This is a genomic window from Pararhodobacter sp., assembly GCF_034676545.1.
Lineage (GTDB): Bacteria > Pseudomonadota > Alphaproteobacteria > Rhodobacterales > Rhodobacteraceae > Pararhodobacter.
Map to the genome: position 1 here is coordinate 1,075,166 of NZ_JAUCBZ010000015.1, position 11,470 is coordinate 1,086,635.

Below are 11,470 nucleotides of genomic sequence, written 5' to 3' on the forward strand. Positions count from 1 at the left end.
AAGAGGTGAGGGTGTGACACTCGTACATGAATTTCGACCAAGCGAGCGGATCATTATTGATGCTGCGCGGCTTGAGGAAGTGTTCCGACGGCTGGGTGACAAGGGCGCAGAAGCCTTTGTGATGGAGGCTGTCGAGGCGATCTCGGATCTGTTGGCCGAGGTCGATGGCTTCGTGCGCACCGACGTACTGACAGAAATTGCGCCACGCGCGCAGTTGGTCAGTCGGATCAGTGCGGAAATCGGGCTGACATCGCTGGCGCGGGTCTCGCGTGATATGGGAATTGCCGCGTCGCGCGATGATGTCGTCGCCTATCGCGCGGTCTGGGAGAGGTTGGTCCGCATCGGAGACCGCTCACTTTCGCAAGTGTGGGAGCTTCCGGGCTTGTCGATTTAGCGCCGGGGGCGGTTTAACCGTGACGAAGACGGGTGACCCCCCTTCCTTTCCGGTCCCTTGGGGCTTTAGGTTGGGGGGAGTTCCACAAGAGAGTTCCCATGAGTCACAGCCATATCGCCTTTGCCGCGCCCGAGAGCGCCTCGATTCCTCTCCATTGTGTCAGCAGCGAGGCGCTGCCGGACTGGTTGGAAAACCAGCCCGCACGGATTCGCAACTGGATCGAAGCGGTGGAGTTCAAGGCCAAGGTCGGCCGCGTCGTCTGCGTGCCGGACGCGTCGGGCGGGCTGTCGATCGCGGTATGCGGCATGGGCGACGTGCATAGCAAAGCGCGCGGGCGCATGGCCTTGGGGGCGGCGCGGGCCGGGTTGCCGGCTGGAACGTATCATCTGGCCAGCGGTATCGAACCCGCCGATCTGGCAGAGCAGACCTTGGGTTGGCTGCTGGCGGGCTATCGGTTCGACCGGTTTCGACGCGCTGCGGCCGGGAGTGATCAGGCCGCCCTGAAAGCGCCCGAGGGGATTGATGCCCGGCGGATCGAGATTCTCGCCGCTGCCGAATGCCTGACGCGCGACTTGATCAATACCCCCGCCTCGCAAATGGGGCCGGAGGAACTGGAAACCACGCTTCTGGCGCTGGCCGAGGAATTCGAGGCGCAGGTCTCGGTGACCTATAGCGACGATCTGCTGCAAGAGAACTTTCCGCTGATTCATGCGGTTGGCCGTGCCTCGGCGCGAATCCCGCGGCTTTTGGACATGCGTTGGGGCGCCGAGGGGCCGCGCATCACGCTGGTTGGCAAAGGCGTGTGCTTTGACACTGGCGGGCTGAACATCAAGCCGGGCGCGTCAATGGGCCTGATGAAAAAGGACATGGGCGGCGCGGCGACGGTGCTGGGGCTGGCGATGATGATCATGGCGCTGGAGTGGAAAGTGCGCTTGCGGGTGATCATTCCGGCGGTGGAAAACGCGATTTCCGGCGAGGCGATGCGGCCCGGCGATGTGCTGACCGCGCGCAACGGATTGACCATCGAGGTCAACAATACCGATGCCGAGGGGCGGTTAATTCTGGCCGATGCGCTGGCGCTGGCCGACGAGGAATCGCCCGATGCGCTGATCTGCATGGCCACCCTGACCGGGGCCGCGCGGGTCGCGCTGGGGCCGGATTTGCCGCCGTTCTACACCGACAGCGACGCGCTGGCCGAGGCGCTGACCGCCAGCGCGCGCGCCGAGTGTGACCCGTTGTGGCGTATGCCGCTTTACGATCCGTATGAGTCGATGATCGAGCCGACTATTGCCGATCTCGACAATGCGCCCTCGGGCGGGATGGCGGGCTCGATCACGGCGGCGTTGTTCTTGCGGCGCTTCGTGGCGAAATCGTCGAATTTTGCGCATTTCGACATTTATGGCTGGCAGCCCGCGGATGCTCCGGGGCGGCCCAAGGGCGGCGTCGGGCAGGGGGCGCGGGCCATTCTGGGGGCGCTGCCTGTGGTGCTGGGCGCCGATATTCTGGGCGATCAGGGAACCGCATGACGGCCGCCCCGAAGCCCGACCGGCGCCTGTTTCGCTGCGCAAAGGGCGTCGCGCATGAGAGTTTGCGCGGGGCGGTAGAGGGCGTGACCTTTGTGCCGGGCGACTGGCGCCGCGTCACGGTGGCGCTGGCCGAGTTGCGCGCAAAACCGGGCGGCGCGCGGGACCGGCAGCTGTTGCTGGGGACGCGGTTCTGTGCGCTGACGGCGGATGGCGACTGGGTGTTCGGCTTCGACGCCTATGACGGCTATTGCGGCTGGGTGGAGGCCGCGGCGCTGGGTGCGGATGCGCCGGTCAGCCACGTCGTTGCCAGTTCCGGCACGCATGTCTACCCGGTCGCCGATATCAAGGTCTTTGAGGTCATGGCTTTGTCGCAGGGCGCGCGTGTGCAGGTCACCGGCCAGATCGGGGACCTGACGCAGACGCCCCAGGGCTTCATCCCGACCAGCCATCTGCGCTCGATCGACACCCCGCTGACCGATCCGGTCGCCGTGGCGCGCGGGTTTCTGGGCACGCCCTATCTGTGGGGCGGCAATACCCGCGCGGGGATTGATTGCTCCGGCTTGGTGCAGGTCGCGCGGCGCGCCTGTGGCTTTGAGTGCCCCGGCGACAGTGATCTGCAAATGGCGATGCCCGGGCAGGACGTGGCCGAGGCGGATCTGGCCCCCGGCGATCTGGTGTTCTGGAGCGTGCATGTGGCGATGATCACCGAACCGGGGCGCATCATTCACGCTAACGGGCATCATATGGCCGTGGTCGAGGAGGATTATGCCGAAGCGGTCGCGCGGATTGCCGCCAAGGGCCATCCGGTGCTGCGCCTGTTGCGGCCATGAAAAACCCTGCCGAATGAAGGGTTCGGCAGGGGAGTTTGCCCTCGGAAACGGGAGGAACCTCGGGCAATTCATCCAAGGGCGAAGGGGACGCCTCCGACCTCGCCCTTGGAGACGGGGAGAGTCAGATCAGTTGCTGTCGTGACCCTGCATCTGCATCTCGGGCATACGCTCCAGATCGACGGGGATCTCGACGTCATATTCCGAGCCATCGGCGAATTCGAGCGTGACGCTCAGAAGATTGCCCTGCTCAAAAGGCGCGGTGAGGCCCATGAACATCACATGCTCTGCGCCGCGTTGCAGGGCAAGGTGGCCACCGGCGGGCACGATGAAGCCCTCTTCGACATGCACCATGCGCATCACGCCGTCATCGCTGGCGATATGGGTATGCAATTCGGTGCGCGCGGCAGCCTCGGAACGCACGCCGGTGACGTGGCAATCGGTGTCGCCATTGTTGACCATCATCATGAAGGCCGCACCCGATGTCGACATCGGGGTCGAGGCGCGGGCGTAAGGGTCCTGCACCTCGAAGCCGTCACAGGCAAGGGCAGGGGTGGAGAGCAGAGCCGCCGCGGCGGCAATTGAAAAGAAGCGGATCATAGGGATATCCTGTCAATGATTAGGGGTCTGAGAAGGGACGTGACGTCAGACCGTGACAGGCGGTGCGCGCGAGTGGTGGTGGGTGTTGATCGGCAGAACCGTCGCGCGCAGATCGCGCAGCCTGAACTGCATCGGCATCACCGTGCCCGGTGTCTGGATCACGGGAACGGCGGCATCCGTCAGTGCGGCCAGGGCGGGCGTCGCGTCGGGGCAGGGCATCAGGGGGCCGGTTGGCTTGCCTTGGGCATCCACCGCGACACTGACCATTCCGAAGCCGGTGCACAGATCAATCTCGCCAATCGCGCGGGGTTGGTGGCGCGCCATCGCCATGGTGACAGAGCCGGCGGCAAGCACCAGCACCATCCAGACCACGGAAAGGGCGCGCAAGATTTTCATACTTACCATTTATGCGAGCGCAGGCGCGACTGCTAGTGCGACCAATTGCCCGATTTCAGCGCGGGATCATCGCCTTGATCCGCCCGACATGCCCGTCCGGCGCCGCGCAGGGATCGGCGGCGAGAATGCGCGCGTCGTCCATCAGGGTCTTGGCCGAGATGACGCGGTCCACGAGACCCCACTCCAGTGCCTCGGCGGCGTTGATTTTGGCGCCACACATCAGGATCATCTTGGCCCGGCCCGGCCCGATCAGCGCGGTCAGGCGCGCCGGGTCCGAGGGTTGCGGCAGAAAGCCCAGCTTCATCACCGGGTAAAAGAACTTGGCGCTGGGCACGGCCAGGCGAATATCGCAGGCCAACGCCATGCCGAATGCGCCGCCTGCCAGGGTGCCGTTGAGCGCGGCAATGGTCAGGCAGGGCATGGCGGCAAGGGTGGCTGACAGTTCCTCCCAGATCGGATCGGTGGCAAGGCCCGCGCGCGCCTCGTCCAGATCGGCCCCTGCGCTGAACACCTTGCCGGAGCCGGTCAGCACCACGGCGCGCGCGGATTGGGCCACGGCGCGCAGGTTATCGACCAGATCCACCATCATTGCGCGGGTCAGGGAATTTGCCTTGTCCGGGCGATCCAGCGTCAGGACCGTCAAGCCGCCATCGGTGCGCCGGATGATCATGCTGTCAGGCCCAGGGTTTGCCGGATGCCAGGCTCGCGCAGACTGACTTCCTTGCCGCGATAGGCGTCTGACTCGGGGCTGCACATCCACAACAGCGCCTGCGCGGGCCATTCCGGTGGAACGTGGTCCGACCACTCCAGCTTGCTGACCGGGTTGATGCCTGAGGTTTTAATGACGCGCTGCATATCCGTCGCCACGGTGCCCGGCGACAGCGACAGAATGCGCACGGTCTGACCGGCCTCACGGTGCGCGGTATGTGTCAACATGACCGCCCCGGCCTTGGAGGCGCAATACCCGCTCCACCCTTCGAGCGGATTATAGGCCGCACCCGAGCCGATGGTCAGGATCGTGCCGCGGCCAGCGCCTTGCATCACGGGTAAGGCGGCGCGCATACCGTAGAACACGCCCTTGAGATTGACGTCGATTTGCCGAGACCAAGCGTCTGGATCCGCCTGTGCCAAGGGGGCGATGGGGTCGATGACGCCGGCATTGTTGATCAACACATCCAACCCGCCATGCGCCGCGACCATGGCCTGAACCGCGGCGACGACCTGCGCGTAATCGGCAACATCACAGGGGATCACGGGTGCACCGATCTCCTTGGCCAGCTGGTGCAGCGCGTCGCTGGGTCGCCCTGCCAGCCCCAGTTTTGCCCCTGCCTTGGCAAAAAGCCGTGCCGTTGCCGCGCCGATGCCCCGGCTGGCGCCAGTGAGCAACACGGACTTGCCCGCGACAGAGGATTGCCAGTCTTGCGTCTTTGCCATGTTCTGTTCCTTGACCTGATATTTGCTTGGTAACGCGCTGTTTTACGCCTGACCAGACCTGTTCATCGGCTTTTCGCTTGACCCAACAGACCCCTGCGCCACAAACTCGCGGCATAGATATCAGGAGTTTGAACCTATGCCTCCGTTCCTCGTTCGGTCATTTTCAGCTGCAGCCATCACGGTTTCTATCGTCGTTTCGCCCGCGGTCGCGCAGGAGTCTGCCGCAAAAACGGCGTGGCAAGACCTGCGCAGCTTCGCGCGCGAGCGTGGTGTCTTGATCGCCTCGCAGGGTGTCACGGATTACGGCACGTCGTTGATTGCGCAGAATGTGCGGATATATCTTGAGGGTGAACCCGATTCTGCCATGATCCAGATGCCCGAATTGCGGATCGAACCGCGTGGCGAGGCCTTGGCGCTGATTCCCTCGCCCGACTTTTATATTGTCGCCCAGCCGGATCGCACGTCGCAATACCGCGTCACCGTCAGCCATAGCGGGGAAATCGTGGCGGATGTGTCGCAAGACCGCATCGCCATGGAGTTTCCGTTTGATCATTTGCGGGTCGCATTGACCGACGCCGTGAGTCGAGGAAACGACCTCGATCAGTTCTTCAGCATTGATCTGCGCGGCTTGGCGGGTGGGTTTGAAATCCTGCGGTCAGGCGAGGCTGATTTGCGGCTGGATGCCGACTTCGCGCAATATTCGCTGATGTTCTCGGATACCAGCGGAAGCACGCCCATGCGGCAAAACGGCAGCGCCGAGATGACCGGTCTGCGGGTCGAGTTTTCGGCCTCGGAATTGGATATGATTTCCAACGATGAGGGCATGTTGCGCACGGCCTTTGACGCTGGCTTTGCCATACGGTTGGCGCTGGGCGTCGACACCAGCAGCAGCATATCCGACCAACTCGTTGACGGCAGCCAAATTGCGTTCCGGTCGTCAACCGGGGCCAATGAAATGGCGCTGGATATTGCTGACGGGGCGTTGAGCGCCCACACGATGGTGCAGGCCGGCCAGATCTCGGGCGGAATGGCCCCGTTCGTGGGTGAGGCGAGTTTCGATGAAATCGGCATGAGCATCGGCGTCCCGCTTTTGGCCTCGCCGCAGGATCAGACGGTGTCCTATCGGTTCAATTTCGACAACGTTGTCGCCTCGGCGGCGACGTTGCAACTGGTTGGTGCACAGGATTTCGCCGGCGAGGCCATCAGCGTGGCGCTTGACGTCAGCGCACAGGCCCGGTTGACCGAGGACGTTGGCTCTGAGTTTGGGCAAGGTGATACGCCGCCTTTCGATGTCTCCTCGGTCAGTCTGAACCGGTTGTTGACCCGGGTTGGTGATGCGGAGCTGACTGGCAGCGGCGCGTTTACGTTTCTGGGCGGTTTGATGAGCAGCATCGGTGAGGATATTCCCAATGGCACCGGCGATTTCATCTTTGATCTGATCGGCGGCGATGCGCTGCTGACCCGGTTGAGTGCCTTGGGGATCGTACCCAATGACCAGCAGTTCTTTGCCCGCATGATGATGAACGGTCTGGGGCGCTCGGTCGGCGAAGACCACTTGCAATCCGAGGTGTCGATCCGGCCTGGCGGGCAGGTCACGGTGAACGGCGCACCGCTGCCGTTCTAAGCGAATGCGCAGCCAAACGCTGATCCAGATTGTCGGCTGCCATGCCGAGGGCGAGGTCGGCGACGTGATTGTCGGTGGCGTTGCGCCGCCGCCCGGCGACACCTTGTGGGCGCAGTCACGGTGGATCCACGCGCACGGCGCGTTGCGCGATTTCGTCTTGAACGAACCGCGCGGCGGCGTCTTTCGGCATGTGAATCTGTTGGTGCCGCCCAAAGACCCGCGCGCCGATATGGGCTTCATCATCATGGAACCGATGCACACGCCGCCGATGTCGGGGTCAAACTCGATCTGCGTCAGTACGGTGCTGCTGGAAACCGGGATTGTGCCGATGATCGAGCCGGTGACGCATCTGGTTCTGGAGGCCCCGGGCGGGGTGGTTCATGTCCGCGCCGAGTGCGACCGTGGGCGGGTGACGCGCGTGCATGTGCAAAACGTGCCCAGTTTCGTCGGCCGGATGAATGCGCTTCTCGAGGTGCCGGGCGTGGGGTTGCTGCGGGTCGATACGGCTTATGGCGGTGACAGTTTCGTGGTGGTCGATGCCGCCGCGCTGGGCTTCGATCTGACCCCCGATGAGGCGCGTGATCTGGCTGAGCTGGGCGTGCGGATCACCAACAATGCCAATAAACAGCTGGGCTTTCATCACCCGCGGAATCGGGACTGGCAACACATCTCGTTCTGCCTGTTCGCGGGGCCGCTAACCGACGGGCCAGAAGGGCCGGTTACCCGCCACGCCGTTGCGATCGAGCCGGGCAAGATCGACCGTTCGCCGACGGGGACAGCGGTTTCGGCACGACTTGCCCTGCTGCGCGCACGCGGCCAGATCGAGTCACGCGTGCCGCTGACCGCCTATTCGCTGATCGGTTCGCAGTTTCAGGGCAAGATCATCGAGACCGGGATGATGGGCGACACGCCGACCGTGACGCCCGAAATCAGCGGTCGCGCGTGGCTGACAGGCACGTCGCAACTGATGCTGGACCCGGACGATCCCTGGCCGCGTGGGTATCGGTTGTCGGATACCTGGCCGGGGGCGTGATCGCGAGGCATGGTGCGTGCAAGCACACACCCTACCACATGAACCAACGTCTCGTAGGGTGTGTGCTTGCACGCACCGTCATAACACGACGACCCGAGGACGCTACAGGAAGCGTCGCACTTGCTGGCGATAGTCGCGATACGCGTTGCCATAAACGTCTTCCAGCCAGCGCTCCTCGGCAAACGGCGCAAGGATCAGAACGATGATTGCGCCGATGATGACGGGCAGGGCGGCCAGCGACGCCGACACCAGAAACCAGCCCACGCATAACGCGATATCCGCGACATATTGCGGGTGGCGGCTGTAGCGATAGAATCCGTCCGTCAGCAAAACCCCTGCGCCGCCCATCGTCTGCTTTGCGCCAAATCGGCCAGCCTCGCGCCAGACGACGATATTTCCCGCAGCCAACAGCGGCAGACCAACGCCGATACGCAGCCAAAGCGGCAGATCGGCCTGCCCCCAGCCCAAAAGTGCAAGCCCAATGATCGACACCGCCAGTGCGAAGGTCATGGCCCAGACCAGTGCTGTCGTCCGTCGCGAGGGTTCGTTCGACGGCCAGATGCGCTTTGTTGGAACGGCGAGGCTCCAAAGGATCAGGACGGTGGCCAGCACCGAAACGCTTATCCCGAGGGCTTGGATGTACAGAATCATGAACGCCTCCTCCTGTGTTCAGGTGGGGCGTAGCATCTACAGTCGCTGTAGATGCAAGGGTAATTGTCAAAAAAGCCCCGGTCAGAAACCGGGGCTTTTCGTTTTCATGCGTGGTGGCGCTTACTCAGCGCTTTCCTTGATCTCTTCGCCGGTCGTCTGGTCGATCATCTTCATCGCCAGGCGGACCTTGCCGCGATCGTCGAAGCCCAACAGCTTGACCTTCACTTCCTGACCTTCCTTGAGCAGGTCGGACGGGTGGTTCAGGCGCTGCGGCGCGATCTGCGACACATGCACCAAGCCGTCACGCTTGCCGAAGAAGTTCACGAAGGCGCCGAAATCGACGATCTTCACCACGGTGCCGGTGTAGATCTTGCCGACCTCGGGTTCGGCCACGATCGAATAGATCATGTCATAGGCCTTCTTGATCGCCTCTTGATCGTTCGAGGCAATCTTGATCACGCCGTCATCGTTGATGTCGACCTTGGCACCCGAAACCTCGACGATCTCGCGGATGACCTTGCCGCCCGAGCCGATCACTTCACGGATCTTGTCGGTCGGGATCTGCATCGTTTCGATCTTTGGCGCGTATTGGCTGAAGCCCGAAGGCGCGGCCAGCGACTTGCTCATCTCGCCGAGAATGTGCAGACGGCCTTCCTTGGCCTGGGCCAAAGCTTGCTCCATGATCTCAACCGTGATGCCGGACACCTTGATGTCCATTTGCAGCGAGGTGATCCCGGCTTCGGTGCCTGCAACCTTGAAATCCATGTCGCCGAGGTGATCCTCGTCGCCCAGAATATCGGTCAGAATGGCGAAACGGCCATCATCCTCAAGGATCAGACCCATCGCCACACCGGCGACCGGAGCCTTCAGCGGAACGCCCGCGTCCATCATGGACAAGGAGCCACCGCACACGGAGGCCATCGACGAGGAGCCGTTCGATTCGGTGATCTCGGACACGATACGGATCGTGTAGGGGAAGTCGGTGGCGGCAGGCAGAACGGCCTGAAGGGCGCGCCATGCCAGCTTGCCGTGACCGATTTCGCGACGGCCGGGAGGGCCAAAACGACCCACTTCGCCGACCGAATAGGGCGGGAAGTTGTAGTGCAGCAGGAAGTTCGACTTCGAGGTGCCGGTCAGCGCGTCGATGAACTGCTCATCGTCGCCGGTGCCCAGGGTGGCGATACACAGGGCTTGCGTCTCACCACGGGTGAACAGCGCCGAGCCGTGGGTCCGCGGCAGAACCGAGGTTTCCGACACGATCGGGCGCACGGTCTTGGTGTCGCGGCCATCAATACGGGGTTCGCCGTTGATGATGCCGCCGCGCAGGATCGAGGCTTCGAGCTTCTTCATCGCCGCGCCAAGGTTCGCGTCGGCCAGCTCGTCTTCGGTCAGTTGGGCCATGATGCCGTCGCGGGCCGCCGAAATCGCGGTGACGCGCTGTTGCTTGTCGCGGATGGCGAATGCGGCGCGCATCTCGGTTTCACCGAGTGTTTTCAGGCGTGCCAGCAGGGCCGAATAATCCGGCGGGGTGAAGTCGAACGGCTCTTTGGCGCAGTCTTCGGCGAAATCGACGATCAGGTCGATCACCGGCTGACAGGCGTCATGGGCGAATTTCACAGCACCCAGCATTTCGGCTTCCGACAGCTCATAGGCTTCGGATTCGACCATCATCACGGCGTCTTTGGTGCCGGCAACAACCAGATCGAGGCGCTGCTCGGGGTTCTCGCGCAGCTTGTGCATGTCGTCGCACTCTGGGTTCAGGATGTACTCGCCATCCACGAAACCAACGCGGGCGGCGGCAATCGGGCCCATGAACGGCACGCCCGAGATGGTCAGCGCCGCGGAAGCCGCGATCATCGCCACGACATCGGGCTCGTTCACCAGGTCATGCGACAGCACGGTGCAGATCACCAGCACTTCGTTCTTGAAGCCTTCGACGAACAGCGGGCGGATCGGACGGTCGATCAGGCGCGAGGTCAGCGTCTCTTTTTCGGACGGACGGGCTTCGCGCTTGAAGAAGCCACCTGGCACTTTGCCGGCAGCGTAATAGCGTTCCTGATAGTGCACGGTCAGCGGGAAGAAATCCTGCCCCGGCTTGGGTGCGCGGGCATAGGTCACGTTGGCCATGACCGAGGTTTCACCCAAAGTGGCGATGACCGAGCCATCAGCCTGACGGGCCACACGCCCGGTTTCCAGTGAAAGCGTCTCTTGGCCCCACTGGATCGATTTTTTCGTAATATTGAACATTCAGCGTTTCCTGTAAGGGAGCACTCCCGGCCTTCCGGGTCTCCCGTTCTATATGGCGGCCCCATTGCCGCCGACCCCATCTATCATGCGTCGAACGCCGGGGTCGTTGCGTCGCGTCTCAGATGCGCGGGGCATACAGGAAAGTCCGGGCTTTGGGAAGTGCCTGTGGCGTACCTGCCCGTTCGCGGCACGATTGACAAACTCGGGCGACCGGGTGAAGCCTCGTGCGTCGCCCCCCTGCACACAAAGGTTCATGCCATGGAATGTCGCCTTGATTATCGGAAAGTCGCGCCAGAAGCGCTTCAGGCTGTCGTCGGTCTGGAAACGTATCTTCACACCAAGACCACCCTTGAACCACGCTTCATTCATTTGCTCAAGCTGCGGGCCTCGCAGATCAACGGCTGCGCCTATTGCGTCGATATGCACGTCAAGGAAGCGCGCAAGGATGGTCTGAGCGAGCAATGGATTGCCCTGGTCTGTGTCTGGCGCGAGGCGCTGGTGTTTGATCCACAGGAACGCGCCTTGCTCGCGTGGACGGAGGCGGTGACTCTGGTCAGCGAAAGCGGCATTCCCGAGGCTGTCTACCAAGAAATGCTGGCGCAGTTTGGTGAAAAGGAGGTCGTTGATCTCACCGTGGCAATCGCCACGATCAATGTCTGGAACCGGCTGGCGGTTGGATTTCGCGTGCCGCATCCGTCGGATACAAAGGCCTGATCTCGGCGCGGCATGACTGCTTTG

Annotated in this window: 12 protein-coding genes; 6 read left to right on the forward strand and 6 right to left on the reverse strand. The window is 62.9% G+C overall.

The features are described 5' to 3' along the window. Window positions 1-13 precede the first annotated feature (13 nt). The 3 genes from VDQ28_RS08675 (at window position 14) to VDQ28_RS08685 (ending at window position 2,750) form a co-directional block, all read left to right on the forward strand. On the forward strand, window positions 14-394 hold the full coding sequence (locus VDQ28_RS08675; protein ID WP_323035564.1) for a hypothetical protein: 381 nt from the start codon (window positions 14-16) through the stop codon (window positions 392-394). 98 nt (window positions 395-492) lie between these two features. Next, window positions 493-1,920, forward strand: coding sequence for a leucyl aminopeptidase family protein (locus VDQ28_RS08680; protein WP_323035565.1), 1,428 nt, complete (start codon window positions 493-495; stop codon window positions 1,918-1,920). After that, the gene (locus VDQ28_RS08685) at window positions 1,917-2,750 is read left to right on the forward strand and encodes a C40 family peptidase (RefSeq protein ID WP_323035566.1); all 834 of its coding nucleotides are present in this window, start codon (window positions 1,917-1,919) and stop codon (window positions 2,748-2,750) included. The genes VDQ28_RS08680 and VDQ28_RS08685 overlap by 4 nt, the downstream gene beginning before the upstream one ends. A 126-nt stretch (window positions 2,751-2,876) precedes the next feature. On the opposite strand, the gene VDQ28_RS08690 is transcribed toward VDQ28_RS08685, so the two are convergent. The 4 genes from VDQ28_RS08690 to VDQ28_RS08705 are packed head-to-tail and all read right to left on the reverse strand — an operon-like array spanning window position 2,877 to window position 5,177. After that, entirely contained in the window at window positions 2,877-3,347 is a 471-nt protein-coding gene (locus VDQ28_RS08690) for a copper chaperone PCu(A)C (protein ID WP_323035567.1), read from the reverse strand. A gap of 45 nt (window positions 3,348-3,392) precedes the next feature. Next, entirely contained in the window at window positions 3,393-3,743 is a 351-nt protein-coding gene (locus VDQ28_RS08695) for a hypothetical protein (protein ID WP_323035568.1), read from the reverse strand. Window positions 3,744-3,798: 55 nt separating this feature from the next. Further along, the gene (locus tag VDQ28_RS08700; protein WP_323035569.1) at window positions 3,799-4,413 is read right to left on the reverse strand and encodes an enoyl-CoA hydratase/isomerase family protein; all 615 of its coding nucleotides are present in this window, start codon (window positions 4,411-4,413) and stop codon (window positions 3,799-3,801) included. Next, window positions 4,410-5,177 carry an SDR family oxidoreductase gene (locus VDQ28_RS08705; RefSeq protein WP_323035570.1) on the reverse strand — a complete coding sequence of 256 codons (768 nt, stop codon included), beginning with the start codon at window positions 5,175-5,177 and terminating at the stop codon, window positions 4,410-4,412. Before VDQ28_RS08705 ends, VDQ28_RS08700 begins: the two co-directional genes overlap by 4 nt. A 136-nt stretch (window positions 5,178-5,313) precedes the next feature. On the opposite strand from VDQ28_RS08705, the gene VDQ28_RS08710 reads away from it, so the two are divergent. Both VDQ28_RS08710 and VDQ28_RS08715 read left to right on the forward strand, forming a co-directional pair. Next, window positions 5,314-6,801: a hypothetical protein gene (locus VDQ28_RS08710; protein ID WP_323035571.1), complete on the forward strand. Its 1,488-nt coding sequence runs from the start codon at window positions 5,314-5,316 to the stop codon at window positions 6,799-6,801. A 4-nt stretch (window positions 6,802-6,805) separates the two neighbouring features. Then, complete coding sequence (locus VDQ28_RS08715) at window positions 6,806-7,834, forward strand: trans-3-hydroxy-L-proline dehydratase (RefSeq protein WP_323035572.1); 1,029 nt, start codon at window positions 6,806-6,808, stop codon at window positions 7,832-7,834. A gap of 102 nt (window positions 7,835-7,936) precedes the next feature. Here VDQ28_RS08715 and VDQ28_RS08720 read toward each other — a convergent pair whose 3' ends face one another. After that, complete coding sequence (locus tag VDQ28_RS08720; RefSeq protein ID WP_323035573.1) at window positions 7,937-8,485, reverse strand: isoprenylcysteine carboxylmethyltransferase family protein; 549 nt, start codon at window positions 8,483-8,485, stop codon at window positions 7,937-7,939. A 120-nt stretch (window positions 8,486-8,605) separates the two neighbouring features. Next, window positions 8,606-10,732, reverse strand: coding sequence for a polyribonucleotide nucleotidyltransferase (gene pnp, locus VDQ28_RS08725; protein ID WP_323035574.1), 2,127 nt, complete (start codon window positions 10,730-10,732; stop codon window positions 8,606-8,608). Window positions 10,733-10,990: 258 nt separating this feature from the next. Here pnp and VDQ28_RS08730 point away from each other — a divergent pair, with 258 nt between their 5' ends. Next, on the forward strand, window positions 10,991-11,446 hold the full coding sequence (locus VDQ28_RS08730; RefSeq protein ID WP_323035575.1) for a carboxymuconolactone decarboxylase family protein: 456 nt from the start codon (window positions 10,991-10,993) through the stop codon (window positions 11,444-11,446). The last annotated feature ends 24 nt before the right edge of the window (window positions 11,447-11,470 follow it).